This window comes from Pseudomonas sp. MBLB4123, assembly GCF_051904775.1.
Lineage (GTDB): Bacteria > Pseudomonadota > Gammaproteobacteria > Pseudomonadales > Pseudomonadaceae > Aquipseudomonas > Aquipseudomonas benzenivorans_B.
The window spans coordinates 3,404,116-3,425,485 of the sequence record NZ_CP196711.1; the positions used below are offsets into that span (position 1 = coordinate 3,404,116).

Below are 21,370 nucleotides of genomic sequence, written 5' to 3' on the forward strand. Positions count from 1 at the left end.
TTAAGTCGTTACTTGTGGCTGGTTTGGTTTTTTATGAACAGTTTATCCACAGTCTGGGGTCAGGCCGACTCCACGGGCTCGCTGGGCACCACGCCGGAATCGAGGGCGCCGATTTCCCGCTGTGCCTGGGAGACCCAGGCGAAGGCGCGGTCGTTCAACTCGGCGATGGCCCGAGGCCCATTACCCTCGGCGTGCAGGGCCGGGCCGATGATCACCTGAACGGTGCCGGCGGTCTTGCCCCAACCCTCCTTGGGCCAGAACTCGCCGGCGTTGTGCGCCACCGGTAGCACCGGCAGGTTGGCGTTGACCGCCAGGGATGCGCCGCCGCGGGAGAACTTGCCGATCTGCCCGGTGGGGATGCGCGTACCCTCGGGGAATACCAGCACCCAGGCGCCCTGCTCCAGGCGCTCGTGGCCCTGGCTGGCGACCTGCTTGAGGGCGGCCTTGGGGTTGCTGCGGTCGATGGCGATGGGCTTGAGCATGGCGATGGCCCAGCCGAAGAACGGCACATACAGCAGCTCGCGCTTGAGCACCTGGGTGAGGGGTTCGAACAGGGCCGAGAGGAAGAAGGTTTCCCAGGTGCTCTGGTGCTTGGCCAGGATCACGCAGGGCTGCTGCGGGATGTTCTCCAGGCCCTTGACCTCGTAGCGGATGCCGACGATCGCCTTGGCCAGCCACACGGCGCAGCGGCACCAGGTCTGCACGACGAAGCGATAGCGGGCGCGGAACGGCAGGAAGGGCGCCACGAACATGCTGAGGATGCACCAGAAGCAGGCGCTCAGGGACAGCAGCAGGTAGAAGAGAACGATTCTGGAGGACTGCACTGGCGACATAGGAGCCTTTACCGTGGCAGGCCGCAGCCTGCGTTATCAGGGGAGGAGATGAGCGGCGATGGCCGCCAGGTCCTCGAATACCAGAGTGCCCGCTGGCAGTGCTTTGGCCAGGGTGCGTTCGCCCTTGCCGGTCTTGACCAGCACGGGCTGACAATCGACGGCGCGCGCCGCTTCGAGGTCACCGCTGCTGTCGCCGACGAACCAGACGCCGGCCAGCGAAACGGCGTAATGCTCGGCGATGGCCTGGAGCATACCGGGTTTGGGCTTGCGGCAGTCACAGCCGTCGTCCGGGCCGTGGGGGCAATGCACGATCAGGCCGAGCTCGCCGCCCTGCTCCGCCACCAACTGGCGCAGGCGGGCGTGCATGGCCTCCAGGGTCGCCTGGTCGTAGTAGCCGCGGGCCAGGCCGGATTGGTTGGTGGCCACCGCCACGGTCCAGCCGGCCCTGGACAGGCGGGCGATGGCGGCAATGGCCCCGGGCAGTGGAATCCACTCTTCCAGGGTCTTGATGTAGGCGTCGGAGTCGTGATTGATCACGCCGTCGCGGTCGAGAATCAGCAGTTTCATGCGAGATCCGTAGGATGGGTTAGCCGCGTAGCGGCGTAACCCAGTGGCAATGCGCAGATGGGTATCGCTGCGCTCAACCCACCCTACTTACTCCGGGCCTCAGCCCAGCACCGAGATGTCGGCCACGCCGAGGAACAGGCCGCGCAGCCGCGCCAGCAACGCGTAGCGGTTGGCCCGCACGGCCGCGTCGTCGGCGTTGACCAGCACCGCCTCGAAGAAGCTGTCCACCGGCTCGCGCAGGCTGGCCAGATGCTCCAGGGCCTCGCGGTAGCAGCGTGCCGCCGCCATCGGTTGCACCGCCTGCTCGGCGTTGGCCACGGCCTCGGCCAGGGCCTGTTCGGCCGGCTCCTGCAGCAGGGCACGCTCGACATGCGCGGGCACGCTGCCCTCGAACTTGCTCAGCAGATTCCACACCCGCTTGTTCGCCGCGGCCAGGGCCTCGGCCTCGCTGCGCGCGCGGAAGGCTTGCACCGCCTGCACGCGCTGGTCGAAGTCCAACGGCGCGCTGGGGCCGAGGGCACGTACCGACTGGTACACGGCCACGTCCACGCCTTCGTCCTCGTAGCGCGCGCGTAGGCGGTCGAAGACGAAGTCCAGCACCTGGCCGGCCAGGCCTTCTGCCTTGACCTTGTCGCCGAACTGCCCGATAGCGAACGTCACGGCCTCGTTCAGGTCCAGGTCCAGGCCCTTCTCGATGAGGATGCGCAGCACGCCCAAGGCCGCGCGACGCAGGGCGTAGGGGTCCTTGCTGCCGGTGGGCAGCATGCCGATGCCGAAGATGCCGACCAGGGTGTCGAGCTTGTCGGCCAGGGCCACCGCGGCGCCGGTCAGGGTGCTCGGCAACTCGGCGCCGGCGCCACGCGGCATGTACTGCTCGTTCAGCGCCAGGGCGACGTCTTCGGCCTCGCCGTCATGCTTGGCGTAGTAGTAGCCGGCGATGCCCTGCATCTCGGGGAACTCTCCGACCATCTCGCTGGCCAGGTCGCACTTGCACAGGATGCCGGCGCGCGCCGCGCGCTCGGCGTCGCCGCCGACCCGCTCGGCGATAAAGGCGGCGAGTTTGGAAACGCGCTGGGCCTTCTCGAACACGGAACCGAGCTGGGCCTGGAACACCACGTTCGCCAGGCGCTGGTTGAAGTGCTCCAGCGGCTGCTTCTGGTCCTGCTTGAAGAAGAACTCGGCGTCGGTCAGGCGCGGGCGCACCACCTTCTCGTTGCCGGCGACGATCTGCGCCGGGTCCTTGCTCTCGACGTTGGCCACGGTGATGAAGCGCGGCAGCAGCTTGCCGCCGGCATCCAGCAGGCAGAAGTACTTCTGGTTGTCCTGCATGGTGGTAATCAGGGCTTCCTGGGGCACGGCGAGGAAGCGTTCCTCGAAGGAGCAGACCAGCGGCACCGGCCATTCGACCAGGGCGCTGACCTCATCCAGCAGCGCCGGCGGCACTATGGCGCTGCCCCGCTGCTCGGCGGCCAACTCGGCGACGCGCCGGGCGATCAGCTCGCGGCGCTCGGCGAAGTCGGCCAGCACGTAGGCGCTGCGCAGGTCTTCCAGGTAGGTGCCGGCACTGCTGATGCGCACCTTGGCCGGGCTGTGGAAGCGATGGCCGCGGGACTCGCGGCCGGCCTTCTGGGCGAGGATCTTGCAGTCGATCACCTCGTCGCCGAACAGCATCACCAGCCACTGGGTCGGGCGCACGAACTCGTCGCGCCGCGCCGCCCAGCGCATGCGCTTGGGAATCGGCAGCTCGTTCAGCGAGGCCTCGACGATCGCCGGCAGCAGCGCGCTGGCCGGTTGGCCGGGAATGCGCTGGGTATAGCGCAGCTTGGGACCGCTCTGGTCGATCTCGGCGAGTTCCACGCCACATTTCTTGGCGAAGCCCAGGGCCGCCTGGGTCGGTTGGCCTTCGGCATTGAAGGCGGCCTGCAGCGGCGGGCCGTCGAGGTTATGGCTGCGATCGGGCTGCTGGGTCGCCAGCTGGTCGATCTGCACGGCCAGACGGCGCGGCGCGGCATAGAACCGGCAGGCCCGGTAGTCGAGGCCGGCGGCCTTGAGGCCCTTCTCGATGCCGGCGAGGAAGGCCTCGCCGAGGCTCTTCAGGGCCTTGGGCGGCAGCTCTTCGGTGCCCAGTTCGACGAGGAAATCCAATGCACTCATTCTGCAGCCTCCAGCTTGGCCAGTACTTCGTCACGCAGTTCGGGGGTGGCCATGGGGAAGCCGAGTTTGCGCCGCGCCTGCAGGTAGCTCTGCGCCACGGCGCGGGCCAGGGTGCGCACGCGCAGGATGTAGCGCTGGCGTTCGGTCACCGAGATGGCGCGGCGGGCGTCGAGCAGGTTGAAGGTGTGCGAGGCCTTAAGCACCATCTCGTAGGTCGGCAGCGGCAGCTCCAGCTCGATCAGGCGGTTGGCCTCGCTCTCGTAGAAGTCGAACAGCTCGAACAGCTTGTCGACGTTGGCGTGTTCGAAGTTGTAGGTGGACTGTTCCACCTCGTTCTGGTGGAACACGTCGCCGTAGGTGACCTTACCGAATGGGCCGTCGGTCCACACCAGGTCGTACACCGAGTCGACGCCCTGGATGTACATGGCCAGGCGCTCCAGGCCGTAGGTGATCTCGCCGGTCACCGGGTAGCACTCGATGCCGCCGGCCTGCTGGAAGTAGGTGAACTGGGTGACTTCCATGCCGTTGAGCCAGATTTCCCAACCCAGGCCCCAGGCGCCGAGGGTCGGCGACTCCCAGTTGTCCTCGACGAAGCGGATGTCGTGCACCAGCGGGTCGATGCCGATGGCCGCGAGCGAACCCAGGTACAGTTCCTGGAAGTTCTCCGGGTTGGGCTTAAGGACCACCTGGAACTGGTAGTAGTGCTGCAGGCGGTTGGGGTTCTCGCCGTAGCGGCCGTCGGTGGGGCGGCGGCTCGGCTGCACGTAGGCGGCGTTCCAGGATTCCGGGCCGACGGCGCGCAGGAAGGTGGCGGTGTGGAAGGTGCCGGCGCCCACTTCCATGTCGTAGGGCTGCAGCACCACGCAGCCCTGTTCGGCCCAGTACTGCTGCAGGGTCAGGATCAGGTCTTGGAAGGTGCGCACGGCAGGCGTAGTCTGGCTCACGAAAAATTCACCTGTTGAGGCTGCGACGGAAAACTTGGGAGTATACCCCAATCCGTCCGCCCTCCACCGCCCGGGAAGGCCCTATGCCACGCTGCTTCTGGTGCACCGACGACCCCCTCTATCAGGCTTACCACGATCGGGAATGGGGGGTGCCGCAGCGCGACCCCCGGGCCCTGTTCGAGCTGCTGCTGCTGGAAGGCTTTCAGGCTGGCCTGTCCTGGATCACCGTGCTGAAGAAGCGCGCGCGCTATCGCCAGGTGCTGTTCGACTTCGATCCGCAGCGCCTGGCGCAGCTGAGCGACGAGGAGATCGAGGCGCTGATGCAGGACCCGGGGATCATCCGCAACCGCCTCAAACTCCGGGCCGCGCGGCAGAACGCCCAGGCCTGGCTGAGGCTCGACGACCCGGTGGCGCTGCTCTGGTCCTTCGTCGGCGGTGCGCCGAAGGTCAACCACTTCGCCGTCCGCGGCGAGGTGCCGGCGGTCACCGCCGAGGCCGAGGCCATGAGCCGCGCGCTGAAGCAGGCCGGCTTCACCTTCGTCGGCCCGACCATCTGCTACGCCTACATGCAGGCCGCCGGCATGGTCATGGACCACACCACCGACTGCGACCGCTACGCCGTGCTGGCGGCGGACTGAGCGAGGCCGCGCCACGCCACCCGCGGCTGCATGGCAGGGCGTGGCTTGGTTACAATAGGCGCTTTGCGATTGTCGGGAGTTGCCTGTGGAGAAGCTCAAAGGTGCGCTGGTGGTGGGCTTCCTGCGCCTGCTCGCCCTACTGCCCTGGCGCGCCGTGCAAGCACTGGGCGGCGCCATCGGCTGGCTGATGTGGAAGCTGCCCAACGGCTCGCGCCGCGTCGCCAGCACCAACCTGCGCAAGTGCTTCCCGGAGCTGGACGCGGCCGCCCACCAGCGCCTGTTGCGCGAGACCCTGCAAGGCATCGGCAAGACCCTGACCGAAAGCGCCTGCGCCTGGGTCTGGCCGGCGCACAGGTCCCTGGCCCTGGTGCGCGAGGTGGAGGGTCTGGAGGTGCTGCAGCAGGCCCTGGCCTCGGGCCAGGGGGTGGTCGGCATCACCAGCCACCTGGGCAACTGGGAGGTGCTCAACCACTTCTACTGCGCCCAGTGCAAGCCGGTCATCTTCTACCGCCCGCCCAAGCTCAAGGCGGTGGACGAGCTGCTGGCCAGGCAGCGGGTGCAGATGGGCAACCGCGTGGCGCCCTCGACCAAGGAAGGCATTCTCAGCGTCATCAAGGAGGTGCGCCGCGGCGGCGCCGTGGGCATTCCCGCCGACCCGGAGCCGAGCCTGTCCTCCGGCGTGTTCGTGCCCTTCTGCGGCGTGCCCACCCTGACCAGCAAGTTCGTCCCCGGCATGCTCGCCGGCGGCAAGGCTCAGGGGGTGTTCCTGCACGCCCTGCGCCTGGCCGACGGCAGCGGCTACAAGGTCATACTCGAGGCCGCGCCGGAAGGCATGTACAGCGAGGATGTCGCCGAAGGCGTGGCCGCCATGAGCGCGGTGATCGAGCGCTACGTGCGTGCTTACCCGAGCCAGTACATGTGGAGCATGAAGCGCTTCAAGAAGCGCCCCGACGGCGAGCCGAAGTGGTACTAGCGGCGCGCAGCGCTTCGAGGTTTTCCTGTCGCGCCCGCCGGGGCCGACAGGCACTCTGCATGAGTCATTTCCACAGCCCCTGTCGAGGATCGCAGCAGCCATGTCCAACCAGCGTCAGCATGTGCGTACGTCGATGAAATGCCGGATCAAGATCTGTCATCCGAGCTTCGGTGAACTGGTGGCGCAGACCCGCGACCTGTCCGATGGCGGGGTGTACGTCAAGCACCCGCAGCTCACCGAGCTGGTTGCCGGCACCCGGGTCACCGGGCAGGTCCAGGACCTGCCGATCGAGGCGCCGGTGCTGCAGATGGAGGTGATGCGCGTGGATGCCGAGGGGGTCGGCCTGCGCTTCGTCGAGGACTGAGCCTCAGTCGGCGGAACTCTGCCGCTGCAGGCGTTTGAGGAACACCGTCATCTCCTTTTCCGCCTGCTTGTCGCCGTGGCCCTGGGCCGCGGCGATGCCCTGCTGCCAGGCCCGCTCGGCTGCCTGGCGGTCGCCCAGTTCCAGCTGCGCCTTGCCGAGCAGCTTCCAGGCCGCGGAGTAATTGGGGTCGTGCTCCACGCAGCGCTGGAAGTGCTCGGCGGCGCGGGCGAACTCGCCGGCGTCCAGGTAGCCCTTGCCCAGGCCGAAGCGCAGCAGGGCATTGTCCATGCCCTGGGCCAGCATTTTTTCCAGGGATTCCAGCATGGTGACTCCGGCTCGCGGTTGGGTGGACGACGGGGGCGTGCTTCTTAGAAGAAGGTTAGCCCGACCTGGAACAGGCTTTCCGCCGCACGGATGTATTTCTTGTCGACCAGGAACAGGATCACGTGGTCGCCGGACTCGATCACCGTGTCGTCGTGGGCGATCAGCACCTCCTCGTCGCGGATGATCGCGCCTATGGTGGTGCCCGGCGGCAGGGCGATCTCCTCGATCATGCGCCCGACCACCTTGCTCGACTTGGCGTCGCCGTGGGCGATGGCCTCGATGGCCTCGGCCGCACCGCGGCGCAGCGAGTGCACGCTCTCGATGTCACCGCGGCGCACATGGGTCAGCAGGGTGCCGATGGTGGCCAGCTGCGGGCTGATGGCGATGTCGATCTCGCCGCCCTGGACCAGGTCGACATAGGCCGGGTTGTTGATGATGGTCATCACCTTGCGCGCGCCGAGGCGCTTGGCCAGCAGCGAGGACATGATGTTGGCCTCGTCGTCGTTGGTCAGGGCCAGGAAGATGTCGGCATCGTTGATGTTCTCCTCCACCAGCAGGTCGCGGTCCGAGGCGCTGCCCTGCAGCACCACGGTGCTGTCCAGGTTCTCCGAGAGGTAGCGGCAGCGCGCCGGGTTCATCTCGATGATCTTCACCTGGTAGCGGCTCTCGATGGCCTCGGCCAGGCGTTCGCCGATATGCCCGCCGCCGGCGATCACCACCCGCTTGTAGCTGTCCTCCAGGCGGCGCATCTCGCTCATCACCGCCCTGATGTGGGCCTTGGCGGCGATGAAGAACACCTCATCGTCGGCCTCGATCACCGTATCGCCCTTGGGCATGATCGGCCGGTTGCGGCGGAAGATCGCCGCCACCCGGGTGTCCACGTTGGGCATGTGCTCGCGCAGCTGCTTTAGCTGCTGGCCGACCAGCGGGCCGCCGTAGTAGGCGCGGACCGCCACCAGCTGGGCCTTGCCCTCGGCGAAGTCGATCACCTGCAGGGCACCGGGGTACTCGATCAGGCGTTTGATGTAGTTGGTCACCACCTGTTCCGGGCTGATCAGCACGTCCACCGGGATCGACTCGTTGTTGAACAGGCCGCTGCGGGTCAGGTAGGCGGCCTCGCGCACCCGGGCGATCTTGGTCGGGGTGTGGAACAGGGTGTAGGCCACCTGGCAGGCGATCATGTTGACTTCGTCGCTGTTGGTCACCGCCACCAGCATGTCGGCGTCGTCGGCACCGGCCTGGCGCAGCACCGCGGGAAACGAGCCGCGGCCCTGCACCGTGCGGATGTCCAGGCGGTCGCCCAGCTCGCGCAGGCGGTCGCTGTCGGTGTCGACCACGGTGATGTCGTTGGCCTCGCTGGCCAGGTGTTCGGCCAGGGTGCCACCGACCTGGCCGGCGCCGAGAATGATGATCTTCATCTCTGTTCCTCAGCCGCGAGCGGCGGCGATCTTGATCAGCTTGGCATAGTAGAAGCCGTCATGGCCGTCCGTCTGGGCGAGCAGTTGGCGGCCGTGGGGCTGTTGCAGGCCGAAGGGGCCGGCGATGGCCAGCTCGCGGGCACCGGGGGTACGGGCGAGGAAGGCGGCGATCACCTCGGTGTTCTCCGTCGGCAGGGTCGAGCAGGTGGCGTAGAGCAGCATGCCGCCGACCGCCAGGGTCGGCCACAGGGCGTCCAGCAGCTCGCCCTGCAACTGGGCCAGGGCGGGGATGTCCGCGGCCTGGCGGGTCAGCTTGATGTCCGGATGACGGCGGATCACCCCGGTAGCCGAACAGGGCGCATCCAGCAGGATGCGCTGGAAGGCCTGGCCGTCCCACCAGGCGTCGACGGCGCGGGCGTCGGCGGCGATCAGCTCGGCCTGCAGGCCGAGGCGCCCGAGATTTTCGCGCACCCGCACCAGGCGCTTTTCCTCCAGGTCCACCGCCACCACCGCGGCCAGCTCCGGCTGGGCTTCGAGCAGGTGGCAGGTCTTGCCGCCCGGCGCGCAGCAGGCATCCAGCACGCGCTGTCCCGGGGCCAGCTCGAGCAGCTCGGCAGCCAGCTGGGCGGCTTCGTCCTGCACGCTGACCCGGCCTTCGGCGAAGCCCGGCAGGCCGGTCACGTCGCAGGCCTGGAGCAGACGGATGCCGTCGCGGCTGTAGGCACAGGGCTCGGCTTCGATCCCCGCCGTGCGCAATTCGGTCAGGTAGTCATCGCGGCTGCCATGGCGCCGGTTGACCCGCAGGATCAGCGGCGGATGGGCGTTGTTGGCCGCGCAGATGGCCTGCCAGTGCTCCGGCCAGTGGGCCTTGAGGGCCTTCTGCAGCCAGCGCGGATGGGCGCTGTGCAGCACCGGGTCGCGGTCGAGGCTGGCGATGATGGTCTCGCCCTCGCGCTGGGCGCGGCGCAGCACGGCATTGAGCAGGCCCTTGGCCGAGGACTTCTTCAGCTTGTCGGCGCAGCCCACCGTCTCGCCGATTGCCGCGTGGGCCGGGATGCGCGTGTAGAGCAACTGGTACAGGCCGATCAGCAGCAGGGCTTCGAGGTCGCGGTCGGTGGCCTTGAAGGGTTTCTGCAACAGCTTGTCGGCCAGCAGGGCCAGGCGCGGTTGCCAGCGGGCGGTGCCGAACGCCAGATCCTGGGCCAGGCCGCGGTCGCGCGGCGCGACCTTGTCCAGCAGCGGCGGCAGGCTGCTGCCCAGGGAGGCCTTGCCGCCGAGCACGCTGGCCAGGGCGCGGGCGGCGGCCAGGCGCGGGTTCACTGGCCGAGCACCGCGCCGATGGCGAACTGCTCGCGGCGGCTGTTGTACAGGTCGGCGAAGTCCAGGGCCTTGCCCCCCGGCAGTTGCAGGCGCGTCAAGCGCAGGGCCGCCTCGCCACAGGCGACCGTCAGGCCGTCCTTGCTGGCGGCGAGTATCTGCCCCGGTGCGCCGCGGCCGTCCGCCAGCTGGGCGGCGAGGACCTTGAGCGGTGCCCCGGCGAGGGTGCTGTGGCAGATCGGCCAGGGGTTGAAGGCGCGGATCAGGCGTTCCAGTTCCTCTGCCGGACGCGTCCAGTCGAGGCGCGCCTCGTCCTTGTTCAGCTTGTGTGCGTAGGTGGCCAGGCCGTCGTCCTGCACCTCGCCAATCAGGGTGCCATCGGCCAGGCCGGCGATGGCCTCGACCACGGCCCGGGGGCCGAGGACGGCGAGACGGTCATGCAGGCTGCCGCCGGTGTCGTCGGCGGCGATGGGCGTGCCGACCTTGAGCAGCATCGGCCCGGTGTCCAGGCCGGCCTCCATGCGCATCACCGTCACCCCGCTCTCGTCGTCGCCGGCTTCGATGGCGCGCTGGATGGGCGCGGCGCCGCGCCAGCGCGGCAGCAGCGAGGCGTGGCTGTTGATGCAGCCCAGGCGCGGGATGTCGAGCACCGCCTGCGGCAGGATCAGGCCGTAGGCCACCACCACCATCAGGTCGGGCGCCAGCGCCGCCAGTTCGGCCTGGGCCGCCGGGTCGCGCAGGCTCTGCGGCTGGTAGACGGGGATAGCGTGCTGCAGCGCCAGTTGCTTGACCGGGCTGGGGGTGAGCTTGTGCCCGCGCCCGGCCGGGCGGTCCGGCTGGCTGTAGACGGCGACTATCCGGTGCGGGGTGTCGAGCAGGGTCTTGAGGTGCTCGGCGGCGAATTCCGGGGTGCCGGCGAAGACGATGCGCAGTGCTTCAGTCATGGGCTCTCGCTAAAGAAAAAGGCTTGCCGCGGCAAGCCTTTGTATGAGTCGTGGGTCACGCCCGCTGGCGGTGTTGCTTTTCCAGCTTCTTCTTGATGCGGTCGCGTTTCAGGGTCGACAGGTAGTCGACGAACAGCTTGCCGTTGAGGTGGTCGCATTCGTGCTGGATGCACACCGCCAGCAGGCCTTCGGCGATCAGCTCGAAGGGTTGGCCATCGCGGTCCAGGGCCTTGATCTTGACCTTCTGCGGACGGTCGACGTTCTCGTAGAAGCCCGGTACCGACAGGCAGCCTTCCTGGTACTGGTCCATCTCGTCGGTCAGGGTTTCGAACTCGGGGTTGATGAACACCCGCGGCTCGGAACGGTCTTCCGACAGGTCCATCACCACCACCCGCTTGTGCACGTTGACCTGGGTCGCGGCGAGGCCGATGCCCGGAGCTTCGTACATGGTTTCGAACATGTCGTCGATCAGCTGGCGCAGGGCGTCATCGACCACGTCCACCGGTTTGGCGATGGTGCGCAGGCGCGGATCGGGGAATTCGAGGATGTTCAGGATGGCCATAATTGGGTTTGTGATGCACTTGTGGAATAAAGTCAAAATCCGCTGCTAAGATGATGAGCAGCATTGAAAAACGGCTTCACGCCGCTGTTTCACTGGGTTTCAGTCGCGGCGCTAGGGCGCTCCACGTGAAGACACATAATAAAGGGATTCACCGTATGAGGAAATCACTACTCGCCCTGCTGCTGCTCGCCGCAGGCGGCTTGGCCCAGGCCGAAGTGCAGCTCAAGGAAGGTCACCCCGACCGTTACACCGTGGTCAAGGGCGATACCCTCTGGGACATTTCCGGCCGATTCCTCAGTCAGCCGTGGAAGTGGCCGGAGATCTGGCACGCCAACCCCCAGGTGGAAAACCCTCACCTCATCTACCCCGGCGACGAACTGAGCCTGGTCTACGTCGACGGTCAGCCGCGTCTGGTGCTCAATCGCGGCGAGTCGCGCGGCACCATCAAACTGTCGCCCAAGGTGCGCGTCACGCCGATGGCCGAGGCCATCCCGACCATTCCGCTGGAGGCGATCAACAGCTTCCTGCTGAGCAACCGCATCGTCGATACCCCGGAGCAGTTCCAGGGGGCGCCCTATGTGGTCGCCGGCAACGCCGAGCGCGTGGTCAGCGGCGCCGGCGACCGCGTCTATGCCCGTGGCCAGTTCGACGAGAGCGCGCCGGTGTACGGCATCTTCCGCCAGGGCAAGACCTATGTCGACCCGGAGACCCAGGAGTTCCTCGGGATCAACGCCGACGACATCGGTGGCGGCGAGATCGTCGCCGAGGAAGGCGACATCGGCACCATGAACCTGACCCGTTCGACCCAGGAAGTGCGCCTGGGCGACCGCCTGTTCCCCACCGAGGAGCGCGCGATCAACTCGACCTTCATGCCCAGCGAGCCGGCCAACCCGATTAACGGCCTGATTCTCGACGTGCCGCGCGGCGTGACCCAGATCGGCCAGTTCGACGTGGTCACCCTGAACAAGGGCGCCCGTGACGGCCTGGAAGTGGGCAACGTGCTGGCGGTGTACAAGACCGGGGAAACCGTGCGCGACCGGGTGACCGGCGAGGCGGTGAAGATTCCCGATGAGCGGGCCGGCCTGCTGATGGTGTTCCGCACCTACGACAAGCTCAGCTATGGCCTGGTGCTCGGTGCCACCCGCCAACTGGCGGTACTGGACAAGGTCCGCAACCCCTAACAGAAAAAAGCCCCGCCTTGGCGGGGCTTTTTTCTGCCTGCCGCTAGCTGCCGTCGGCGCGGCGCGACCGATCAAGGATGATCAGCATGTCGCAATCTTGCAGTCCCTGCATGTCTCCTGCCGAATGCGAAGCCCGTTTGCGCCTGCATGCCCTGCCGGAGTTGGGGCCGCGGCGTTTTCGCAAGTTGCTGGCAGCCTTCGACAGTGCCGCCGCCGCCCTCAGCGCCCCGGCCAGTGCCTGGCGGGCCCTGGGCCTGCCGGCGGCCTGTGCCGAACCGCGGCGCAGCGCCGAGGTGCGCGAGCGTGCCGCCGCCGCCCTGGCCTGGCTGGACGCGCCCGAGCATCATCTGCTGATGTGGGACGACCCGGCCTATCCGGGCTTGCTCGCCGAACTGGGCGACGCCCCGCCGCTGCTGTTCGTCGCCGGCGATCCCGGCCTGCTCGAGCGGCCGCAACTGGCCATGGTCGGCAGTCGCCGCGCCTCGCGGCCCGGCCTGGATAGCGCCCGCAGCTTCGCCCGCAGCCTGGCCGGCGGCGGCTTCGTGATCACCAGTGGTTTGGCTCTGGGCATCGATGGCGCCGCTCACCGGGGGGCGCTGGAGGCTGGCGGCAAGACCGTCGCGGTGCTGGGCACCGGACTGGGACACATCTACCCGGCGCGGCACGAGCGGCTGGCGGCGGAGATCGTCGAGTGCGGTGGCGCCCTGGTCTCCGAGCTGCCCCTGGGTTGTCCGCCCCAGGCCAGCAACTTTCCCCGGCGCAACCGCATCATCAGCGGCCTGTCCCTCGGCGTGCTGGTGGTCGAGGCCAGTCCCTCCAGCGGTTCGCTGATCACCGCCCGCCTGGCCGCCGAGCAGGGTCGCGAGGTGTATGCGATTCCCGGCTCCATCCACCATCCCGGGGCGCGCGGCTGTCACCAGTTGATCCGCGAAGGCGCTACCCTGGTGGAAAGCATCGAGCACATCCTCGAGGCCCTGCGCGGCTGGCAGGCGCCGCTGCCCGGTGCCGCCGAGCCGGGTGCGCCGGAGCGTCAGCCCCACCCCTTGCTCGACCTGCTGCACGCCGCCCCGCACAGCAGCGAGGCCCTGGCTGCGGCCAGTGGCTGGCCGCTGTCCGAGGTCCTGGCCGCCTTGACCGAGCTGGAGCTGGAGGGGCGCATCGCTCGCGAAGGCGGTCGTTGGGTGGGGCGTGCCGACTGAGGCATGGCGAGGCTTGCGCAAGCGGCGGCAGGCGTGGATACACTGCGTCGAAGTCGTCAGGTGGAGAGCGGTGGATGGTCAGCAGTTGGCAGGTGCAACAGGCGGCGCGGGTGGTGCGCCAGGGCGGCGTCATCGCCTACCCCACCGAGGCGGTATGGGGCTTGGGCTGCGACCCCTGGGACGAGCTGGCGGTGGAGCGCCTGCTGGCGCTCAAGGAACGGCCGGTGGACAAGGGCCTGATCCTGGTGGCCGACTGCATCGAGCAGTTCGACTTCCTCCTCGAGGACCTGCCGGAGGTCTGGCAGCAGCGCCTGGCCGGCAGCTGGCCGGGGCCGCACACCTGGCTGGTGCCGCACCAGCAGCGTCTGCCGGAATGGATCAGCGGCCGCCATGCCAGCGTGGCCCTGCGGGTCAGCGACCATCCCCTGGTGCGGGCCCTGTGCGCCCTCACCGGCCCGCTGGTGTCGACCTCGGCCAACCCGGCCGGGCGGCCGGCGGCGCGATCGCGCCTGCGGGTCGAGCAGTATTTCCCGCGGCAGCTGGACAAGGTGCTCGGCGGCGCCCTGGGCGGGCGCCGGAATCCCAGCCTGATCCGCGACCTGCGCAGTGGCGAGGTGATCCGGCCGGCCTGAGCCTGTCCGGGTGCGCAGGGTGGGTCAGGCGCACAGATCGGCTTCACCGACAGCAAGCGATCCCTGTCGCGCCGTAACCCATCCTGCAATTTACGGCAGCAGAATGGTCGAGCCGGTGGTCTGCCGCGCGCTCAGGGCGGTCTGCGCCTGGGCGGCATCCTGCAGCGCATGGCGGCTGCCGATCTCCACCTTGAGCCGGCCGCTGGCGATCATGGCGAACAGCTCGTCGGCCATGGCCTGCAGACGCTCCGGGGTATCGGCGTAGCCGGCCAGGGTCGGGCGGGTGACGTACAGCGAGCCCTTCTGCGCCAGGATGCCCAGGTTGACCCCGGTGACCGCGCCGGAGGCGTTGCCGAAGCTGACCAGCAGGCCGCGCGGGGCGACGCAGTCCAGCGAGGTCTCCCAGGTGTCCTTGCCGACGCCGTCGTAGACCACCGGGCACTTCTGCCCGTCGGTCAGCTCCAGCACGCGCTGTGCGACGTTCTCGCGGCTGTAGTCGATGCACGCCCAGGCGCCCTGCTCCATCGCCCGCGCGGCCTTCTGCGGCGAACTGACGGTGCCGATCAGCTTGACCCCCAGGGCCTTGGCCCACTGGCAGGCGAAGGAGCCGACGCCGCCGGCGGCGGCATGGAACAGGATGGTTTCGCCGCCCTGCAGGGCGAAGGTCTGGCGCAGCAGGTACTGCACCGTGAGGCCCTTGAGCATGACGGCGGCGGCCTGTTCGAAGCCGATCGCCTCCGGCAGCTTGACCAGCTTGCTGGCCGGCAGCACGTGCAGCTCGCTGTAGGCGCCGAGGGGGCCGGTGGCATAGGCCACGCGGTCGCCGACCCGGAACTGTTCGACCTGCGCGCCCACCGCCTCGACGATGCCGGCGCCCTCGGTGCCCAGGCCGGAGGGCAGCGCCGGTGGCGGATACAGGCCGCTGCGGTAGTAGGTGTCGATGAAGTTCAGGCCGATCGCCCGATTCTGCACCCGCACCTCGTGGGGGCCGGGGGCGGCGGGCTGGTAGTCGAGGTATTCGAGGACTTCCGGGCCGCCGTGGCGACTGAACTGGATACGCTTGGCCATATCTGACTCCTGTGGCTGAGGGGTGAGCCGGGCGGACGAGGTCGCCGGCGGCTCGCGCAGACGCCTATCCAATCCTCGCCGTTGACCGGCGTCAACTGCGGGGTGGCGCCGGCAGATGTTATGCTGGCCGCCAATTTTTCCCCCGCGGCCGTGCGCCGCCTGGCCTGACCCGTTTTCCAAGGTGCCGCCGTGAGTGACCGTACTGAGGCCGTGAAGGCCTATCTGCTCGACCTGCAAGACCGTATCTGCACCGCCCTGCAAGCCGAAGACGGCAGCGCCGACTTCATCGAGGACGCCTGGCAGCGGCCGGCCGGCGGCGGCGGCCGTACCCGCGTGCTGGAGAACGGCGCGCTGATCGAGAAGGGCGGGGTGAACTTCTCCCACGTATTCGGCAGCGGCCTGCCGCCCTCGGCCAGCGCCCATCGCCCGGAGCTGGCCGGCCGCGGCTTCGAGGCCCTCGGCGTGTCCCTGGTGATCCACCCGGAAAACCCGCACGTGCCCACCTCCCACGCCAACGTGCGCTTCTTCATCGCCGAGAAGGAAGGCGAGGAGCCGGTCTGGTGGTTCGGCGGCGGCTTCGACCTGACCCCCTACTACGCCAACGAGGAAGACTGCGTGCACTGGCACCGGGTGGCCGAGGCCGCCTGCGCGCCCTTCGGTGCGGATGTCTACCCGCGCTACAAGGCCTGGTGCGACCGCTATTTCCACATCAAGCACCGCGACGAGCCGCGCGGTATCGGCGGGCTGTTCTTCGACGACCTGAACCAGTGGGACTTCGACACCAGCTTCGCCTTCATGCGCGCCATCGGCGACGCCTACCTGGAGGCCTACCTGCCGATCGTGCAGCGGCGCAAGGCCACCCCCTTCACCGCTCAGCAGCGCGAGTTCCAGGCCTTCCGCCGCGGCCGCTACGTCGAGTTCAACCTGGTCTACGACCGCGGCACCCTGTTCGGCCTGCAGTCGGGCGGGCGCACCGAGTCGATCCTCATGTCGCTGCCGCCGCAGGTGCGCTGGGGCTATGACTGGAAGGCCGAGCCCGGCAGCGAGGAGGAACGCCTGACCGCGTACTTCCTGCAGGACCGCGACTGGCTGCAGCTGGGGGCGAACTGATGGACCGCTACGGCGTCTTCGGCAACCCCATCGGCCACAGCAAGTCGCCGCTGATCCACCGCCTGTTCGCCGCGCAGACCGGCCAGCCGCTGAGCTACGAGGCGTTGCTGGCGCCGCTGGACGACTTCGCCGGCTTCGCCCGGGCCTTCTTCGCCGAGGGGCGCGGCGCCAACGTCACGGTGCCGTTCAAGGAGCAGGCCTTCCAGTTGGCCGACGAGCTGAGCGAGCGGGCCCGCCGCGCCGGCGCGGTCAACACCCTGAGCAAGCGCGAGGACGGCAGCCTGCTCGGCGACAACACCGACGGCGCCGGCCTGGTGCGCGACCTGAGGGTCAACGCCGGCCTGGAGCTGCGCGGCAAGCGCATCCTCCTGCTCGGTGCCGGCGGTGCGGTGCGCGGCGTGCTCGAGCCGCTGCTGGCGCAGCAGCCTGCGGTCCTGGTGATCGCCAACCGCACCCTGGCCAAGGCCGAACAGCTGGCCGCCGAGTTCGCCGACCTGGGCCCGCTGGTGGCCAGCGGCTTCGACTGGCTCGACGCGCCGGTGGACCTGATCGTCAACGGCACCTCGGCCAGCCTGGCCGGCGAGCTGCCGCCGATCGCCGCGAGCCTGATTGCCCCCGGTCGGACGATTTGCTACGACATGATGTATGCCCGCCAGGCCACCGCCTTCAATGCCTGGGCCGCCGAACAGGGCGCGGCGCGCACGATCGACGGCCTGGGCATGCTGGTCGAACAGGCCGCCGAGGCCTTCTGCCTGTGGCGCGGCGTGCGCCCCGACAGCGCGCCGGTGCTGGCCGAGCTGCGTCGCCAGTTGCAACAGGCCTGATTCCCTAGGGTGCGCCCCGCGCACCGACTCAGCGGCACGCGCGGCTGGGCTGGCACGGTTCTGGTGCCCATGGCGCACTCTGGGCTTCAGTCCTCGAACAGCACCGGGCAGCGCTCGGCGCCTTCGAGCTTGTGGATCTCCTCGATCACCTGGGGGCGCGCGCGGCGCAACACCAGGCTGCGGTTCTGCGCCTGCAGGCGGCGCGCCTCCTGGTGCAGCATCTCCACCCCGGCGTAGTCGATGAAGTTGACGTGGTGGGCGTCGATGATCACCCGTTCGCCGTCGCTGCGCTGCAGCAGCTGCTGCAGGTAGTGACAGGCGCCGAAGAAGATCGAACCCTCGACCCGCAACAGCTCCTCCTCGCCCTCCTGCCAGAACTTCACCCGCGGCTGCGAGGTGCGCTTGAGGTAGAAGAACAGCGAGGCCAGCACCCCGGCGTAGATCGCCGTCTGCAACTCCAGCAGCAGGGTCGCCAGCAGGGTCAGGGCCATCACCAGGAACTCCGCGCGGCTGACCCGGAACAGCGACCGCGCGCCGGCGATGTCCACCAGGCCCCAGCAGATCAGCAGGATGCCGGCGGCCATGGACGGCAGCGGAATCAGCGCGATCAGGCGGGCGCCGAACAGGGCGAACAGCGCCACCAGCAGCGCCGAGAATACTCCGGCCAGAGGCGAGCGGGCGCCGGCCTGCAGGTTCAGCGCCGAGCGGGTGAAGGAGCCGGCCGAGAGGAAGCCGGAGAACCAGGGGCCGATCAAGTTGGACAGGCCCTGGGCGCGCACCTCCTGGTTGGCGTCGAGGAACTGCTGGGACTTGCCGGCCAGGGCGCGGGCGATCGACAGGCTGGTGACCAGGCCGAGCATGCCGCAGGCCACGGCCGCCGGCAGCAGTTGCAGCAGGCTGGTCAGGTCGAACTGCAGCGGGCTGAAGGGCGGCAGCCGGCCCTCGAAGGCGCTGACCAGGGCGATGCCGGCGGTCAGCCGCTCCGGCAGCAGCAGGACCACCAGGCTGCCGCCGACCAGGCCCAGCAACAGCGCCGGCAGGCGTGGCCACAGCCGGCGGATCAGCAGGCTCAGGCCGAGGGTGAACAGGGCCAGGCCCAGGGCGCGCCAGTCGGTCTCCGGCAGGTGTTCGCCGATGTTCAGCAGGGTGGCCAGGGCCGTGGCCTGGCTCGGCACGCTGATGCCCAGCAGGTTGGGCAGCTGGCCCAAGGCGATGACCACGGCGGCGCCGAGGGTGAAGCCGAGCACCACCGAATGGGACACGAAGTTGACCAGGGCGCCGAAGCGCAGCAGGCCGAGCAGCCACTGGAACAGTCCGGCGACGAAGGTCAGCAGCAGCACCCGGGCGATGAACTCGTCGCTGCCGGGGGCGGCGAAGGGGCTGACACTGGTGAAGATGACGATGGCGATCGCCGCGGTCGGACCGCAGATCAGGTGCCAGGACGAGCCCCACAGGCAGGCGATGATCACCGGCACTATGGCCGCATACAGGCCGTATTCGGCCGGCAGGCCGGCGATCAGGGCGTAGGCGATGGATTGCGGCAGGGCCAGGATGGCGCCGCTCAGGCCCACCAGCAGGTCGTTGCCGAGGCTGCGGCGGCTGGTGTTGGGCAGCCATCTGAGGAAGGGCAGCAGGGTCTGGCGGTTGGGTAACGGCATCGGTGTCGTTCTGTGGGAGGGTGGGCTGCGGCCCACCGCATGCGAGAAGGGTAGGCCGAAGCCCACCCTACGCCAAATGTTCCCGCCAGCTTAAAGCTGCGCCTTCACCGCCGCCAGGGCGTCGCCGCCGTCGCGGGTGGTGACGCCTTGCAGCCAGCCGTCGAGCACCGCCGGGTTGGCCTTGAGCCAGGCCTTGATCGCCTCGGCGTTGCTCGCCTGTTTGCTCAGCACCTGATCCATGATGCTGTTCTCCATGTCCTGGGTGAAGCTCAGGTTGCTCAGCAGCTTGCCGACGTTCGGGCACTGGCTGGCGTAGTCCTTGCGGGCCAGGGTGTTGACGCTGCCGCTCTCGCCGAAGTACTTCTCGCCGCCGCGCAGGTACTGCATGTCGTAGTTGACGTTCATCGGGTGCGGGGTCCAGCCGAGGAACACCACGAACTCGTTGCGCTTCACCGCCCGGCCGACCTGTACCAGCATGGCCTGCTCGCTGGACTCCACCAGCTTCCAGTCGCCCAGGCCGAACTCGTCGGACTCGATCATCTGGCGGATCGACTCGTTGGCCGGCGAGCCGGAGGCGATGCCGTAGAGCTTGTGGCCGAACTTGTCGGCGTGCCGGTCCAGGTCGGCGAAGGTCTTCACCCCGGCCTCGTAGGCATAGGTCGGCACGGCCAGGGTGTACTCGGTGCCGTCGAGGTTCTGCGCCAGCCGGTCCACCTCGCCGCTGGCGACGAACTTGTCGTAGTTGTCCTGCTGGGCCGGCATCCAGTTGCCGAGGAACACGTCGACCTGGCCCTTCTGCAGGCCGGCGAAGATGATCGGCACCGCCAGGGTCTGGCTCTGCGCCTTGTAGCCCAGGCCTTCGAGCAGGAAGCTGGCGATGCCGTTGGTCACGGCGATGTCGCTCCAGCCCGGGTCGCCCAGTGTCACCGTGGCGCAGCGGGCGTCTTCGGCCTGGGCGTGGAAGGCGCCGCCGGCCAGTAACAAGCCGCCGGCCAGGACTGTGCTGAGTTTTTTCATGCCTGCATTCCCCTCTAGGGTTGTTGTTCTGTGCGTGGAGTGACGTGTTGCCGCCGGCACATGGCTGCGCCGGCGCTGGAACAGGGTGTCAGGGTTGTGGATAGCGGGCGCGGCGCTCCAGGTCGTCCAGGTCGATATGGTTGCGCATGTACTGCTGGCTGGCGTCGACCAGGGGTTGGTGATCCCAGCTCTTGAGCTTGCCGCGGGTCAGGGCCTCGGCGACGAAGCGGCGGCGGCGCTGACTGGCCAGGGTGGCCTGGTGGATCGCCGGCATGTCCCAGCGCCCGCGCGCCTCGGCGAGGAGCGCGGCGAGCAGTTCCTGGTGCTCGGCCGCGGCCGCCAGGTTCTCCAGCTCCCGTGGGTCGTTGACCAGGTCGAACAGCAGCAGCGGGTCTTTCTCAGAGTAGATGAACTTCCACTGCCCGCGGCGGATCATCATCAGCGGCGCATTGGTGCCCTCGGCCATGTACTCGCCGAGCACCTCGTCATGCCCGCCCTCGCCCCGCAGATGGGGCAGCAGCGAACGACCGTCCAGCGCCAGGTCCGCCTCGACAGTGCCGCCGGCCAGTTCCACCAGGGTCGGCAGCAGGTCCATGGTCGACACCGACTGGCTCACCCGGTGGGCGGCGAAGCGCCCCGGCGCATGCACCACGAAGGGCACGCGGGCGGCCATCTCGAACCAGTGCATCTTGTACCAGAGGCCGCGCTCGCCGAGCATGTCGCCGTGGTCGCCGGAGAAGACGATGATGGTGTCCTCGGCCAGGCCGCAGTCCTCGAGGGTCTTCAGCAGCTTGCCGATATTGCTGTCGATGTAGCTGCAGGCGCCGAAGTAGGCGCGCCGCGCGTCCCTGATCTTGTCCTCGGGCAGCGGCTTGTCCCACAGGTCGATGACCTTGAGCAGGCGCTGGGAGTGGGGGTCCTGCTCGGCCTGGTCGATGGTATGGCGCGGCAGCGGGATCTCCACGTCCTCGTAGAGGTTCCAGAATTCCTCGGGAATGGTGTAGGGGTCGTGGGGGTGGGTCATCGACACGGTCAGGCAGAACGGCTGCTCGGCGCTCATGCGCACGTGGTCGTAGAGGTACTGCCGGGCCTTGAACACCACCTCCTCGTCGAAGTCCAGCTGGTTGGTGCGCACGCAGGGGCCGGCCTGCAGCACCGAGGACATGTTGTGGTACCAGGAGAGGCGCTTCTCCGGCTCGTCCCAGTTCACCGCCCAGCCGTAGTCGGCCGGATAGATGTCGCTGGTCAGGCGTTCCTCGTAGCCGTGCAACTGGTCCGGGCCGCAGAAGTGCATCTTGCCCGACAGCGCGGTGCGATAGCCCATACGGCGCAGGTAGTGGGCATAGGTCGGCACGTCGCCGGGAAAGTCGGCGGCGTTGTCGTAGGCGCCGATCTTGCTCGGCAGCTGACCGCTGACCAGGGTGAAGCGCGACGGCGCGCACAACGGGCTGTTGCAGTAGGCGGAGTCGAACACCACGCCGGCCTCGGCCAGGCCCAGCAGGTTGGGCATCTTGATCGGCGAGGCCGGGTCATGGATCGGCAGGAGCGGCGCGGCCATCTGGTCGGCCATGATGAAGAGGATGTTCGGACGTTTCATGGCGAGCCTGTATTCCATATGAAGGTTTTATGCGAAATTGCTGGCT

General features: G+C 68.5%; 21 protein-coding genes. 8 read left to right on the plus strand and 13 right to left on the minus strand.

Annotated elements, in window-relative coordinates; all coding sequences use genetic code 11:
• Positions 1-59: 59 nt before the first annotated feature.
• Genes ACSX1C_RS15750 through glyQ form a run of 4 tightly spaced genes read right to left on the minus strand, consistent with a single transcriptional unit; the run spans position 60 to position 4,498 of the window.
• Complete coding sequence (locus ACSX1C_RS15750) at positions 60-833, minus strand: lysophospholipid acyltransferase family protein (RefSeq protein WP_439886909.1); 774 nt, start codon at positions 831-833, stop codon at positions 60-62.
• A 36-nt stretch (positions 834-869) separates the two neighbouring features.
• The gene (gene gmhB / locus ACSX1C_RS15755) at positions 870-1,451 is read right to left on the minus strand and encodes a D-glycero-beta-D-manno-heptose 1,7-bisphosphate 7-phosphatase (protein ID WP_439889431.1); all 582 of its coding nucleotides are present in this window, start codon (positions 1,449-1,451) and stop codon (positions 870-872) included.
• Positions 1,452-1,499: 48 nt separating this feature from the next.
• On the minus strand, positions 1,500-3,554 hold the full coding sequence (gene glyS, locus ACSX1C_RS15760) for a glycine--tRNA ligase subunit beta (RefSeq protein WP_439886910.1): 2,055 nt from the start codon (positions 3,552-3,554) through the stop codon (positions 1,500-1,502).
• Entirely contained in the window at positions 3,551-4,498 is a 948-nt protein-coding gene (gene glyQ / locus ACSX1C_RS15765) for a glycine--tRNA ligase subunit alpha (protein ID WP_318644269.1), read from the minus strand. The genes glyS and glyQ overlap by 4 nt, the downstream gene beginning before the upstream one ends.
• An 83-nt stretch (positions 4,499-4,581) precedes the next feature.
• Between glyQ and ACSX1C_RS15770 the strand changes: the two genes are divergently transcribed.
• The 3 genes from ACSX1C_RS15770 (at position 4,582) to ACSX1C_RS15780 (ending at position 6,473) form a co-directional block, all read left to right on the plus strand.
• Entirely contained in the window at positions 4,582-5,136 is a 555-nt protein-coding gene (locus tag ACSX1C_RS15770; RefSeq protein WP_439886911.1) for a DNA-3-methyladenine glycosylase I, read from the plus strand.
• Positions 5,137-5,221: 85 nt separating this feature from the next.
• Entirely contained in the window at positions 5,222-6,109 is an 888-nt protein-coding gene (locus ACSX1C_RS15775) for a lysophospholipid acyltransferase (RefSeq protein ID WP_439886912.1), read from the plus strand.
• Between the two features lie 100 nt (positions 6,110-6,209).
• Positions 6,210-6,473, plus strand: a complete 264-nt coding sequence (locus ACSX1C_RS15780) for a PilZ domain-containing protein (protein WP_318644266.1) — start codon at positions 6,210-6,212, stop codon at positions 6,471-6,473.
• Positions 6,474-6,476: 3 nt separating this feature from the next.
• On the opposite strand, the gene ACSX1C_RS15785 is transcribed toward ACSX1C_RS15780, so the two are convergent.
• Genes ACSX1C_RS15785 through def form a run of 5 tightly spaced genes read right to left on the minus strand, consistent with a single transcriptional unit; the run spans position 6,477 to position 11,038 of the window.
• Positions 6,477-6,797, minus strand: a complete 321-nt coding sequence (locus tag ACSX1C_RS15785; protein WP_439886913.1) for a tetratricopeptide repeat protein — start codon at positions 6,795-6,797, stop codon at positions 6,477-6,479.
• Positions 6,798-6,841: 44 nt separating this feature from the next.
• Positions 6,842-8,215, minus strand: a complete 1,374-nt coding sequence (gene trkA / locus ACSX1C_RS15790) for a Trk system potassium transporter TrkA (protein ID WP_318644264.1) — start codon at positions 8,213-8,215, stop codon at positions 6,842-6,844.
• A 9-nt stretch (positions 8,216-8,224) separates the two neighbouring features.
• The gene (rsmB, locus tag ACSX1C_RS15795; protein ID WP_439886914.1) at positions 8,225-9,535 is read right to left on the minus strand and encodes a 16S rRNA (cytosine(967)-C(5))-methyltransferase RsmB; all 1,311 of its coding nucleotides are present in this window, start codon (positions 9,533-9,535) and stop codon (positions 8,225-8,227) included.
• Positions 9,532-10,476 (minus strand): methionyl-tRNA formyltransferase, encoded by a 945-nt coding sequence (gene fmt / locus ACSX1C_RS15800; protein ID WP_439886915.1) that lies wholly within the window; start codon positions 10,474-10,476, stop codon positions 9,532-9,534. Before fmt ends, rsmB begins: the two co-directional genes overlap by 4 nt.
• 55 nt (positions 10,477-10,531) lie before the next feature.
• Positions 10,532-11,038 carry a peptide deformylase gene (gene def / locus ACSX1C_RS15805; protein WP_318644261.1) on the minus strand — a complete coding sequence of 169 codons (507 nt, stop codon included), beginning with the start codon at positions 11,036-11,038 and terminating at the stop codon, positions 10,532-10,534.
• 155 nt (positions 11,039-11,193) lie between these two features.
• Here def and ACSX1C_RS15810 point away from each other — a divergent pair, with 155 nt between their 5' ends.
• The 3 genes from ACSX1C_RS15810 (at position 11,194) to ACSX1C_RS15820 (ending at position 14,050) form a co-directional block, all read left to right on the plus strand.
• Positions 11,194-12,219 (plus strand): LysM peptidoglycan-binding domain-containing protein, encoded by a 1,026-nt coding sequence (locus ACSX1C_RS15810; RefSeq protein ID WP_318644260.1) that lies wholly within the window; start codon positions 11,194-11,196, stop codon positions 12,217-12,219.
• A 110-nt stretch (positions 12,220-12,329) separates the two neighbouring features.
• Positions 12,330-13,418 (plus strand): DNA-processing protein DprA, encoded by a 1,089-nt coding sequence (gene dprA / locus ACSX1C_RS15815; protein ID WP_439886916.1) that lies wholly within the window; start codon positions 12,330-12,332, stop codon positions 13,416-13,418.
• Positions 13,419-13,492: 74 nt separating this feature from the next.
• Positions 13,493-14,050, plus strand: coding sequence for an L-threonylcarbamoyladenylate synthase (locus ACSX1C_RS15820; RefSeq protein WP_439886917.1), 558 nt, complete (start codon positions 13,493-13,495; stop codon positions 14,048-14,050).
• Between the two features lie 90 nt (positions 14,051-14,140).
• On the opposite strand, the gene ACSX1C_RS15825 is transcribed toward ACSX1C_RS15820, so the two are convergent.
• Positions 14,141-15,118, minus strand: coding sequence for an NADPH:quinone reductase (locus ACSX1C_RS15825; RefSeq protein WP_439886918.1), 978 nt, complete (start codon positions 15,116-15,118; stop codon positions 14,141-14,143).
• A gap of 189 nt (positions 15,119-15,307) precedes the next feature.
• Between ACSX1C_RS15825 and hemF the strand changes: the two genes are divergently transcribed.
• Together hemF and aroE are read left to right on the plus strand one after the other, a co-directional pair.
• Positions 15,308-16,228, plus strand: a complete 921-nt coding sequence (hemF, locus tag ACSX1C_RS15830; protein WP_439886919.1) for an oxygen-dependent coproporphyrinogen oxidase — start codon at positions 15,308-15,310, stop codon at positions 16,226-16,228.
• Entirely contained in the window at positions 16,228-17,052 is an 825-nt protein-coding gene (aroE, locus tag ACSX1C_RS15835; protein WP_439886920.1) for a shikimate dehydrogenase, read from the plus strand. Before hemF ends, aroE begins: the two co-directional genes overlap by 1 nt.
• 86 nt (positions 17,053-17,138) lie before the next feature.
• On the opposite strand, the gene ACSX1C_RS15840 is transcribed toward aroE, so the two are convergent.
• The 3 genes from ACSX1C_RS15840 to betC form a co-directional block, all read right to left on the minus strand.
• Positions 17,139-18,710, minus strand: coding sequence for a SulP family inorganic anion transporter (locus ACSX1C_RS15840; RefSeq protein WP_439886921.1), 1,572 nt, complete (start codon positions 18,708-18,710; stop codon positions 17,139-17,141).
• Positions 18,711-18,800: 90 nt separating this feature from the next.
• Positions 18,801-19,727, minus strand: a complete 927-nt coding sequence (locus tag ACSX1C_RS15845) for a choline ABC transporter substrate-binding protein (RefSeq protein ID WP_439886922.1) — start codon at positions 19,725-19,727, stop codon at positions 18,801-18,803.
• Positions 19,728-19,815: 88 nt separating this feature from the next.
• Entirely contained in the window at positions 19,816-21,324 is a 1,509-nt protein-coding gene (gene betC / locus ACSX1C_RS15850; protein ID WP_439886923.1) for a choline-sulfatase, read from the minus strand.
• Between the last annotated feature and the right edge of the window lie 46 nt (positions 21,325-21,370).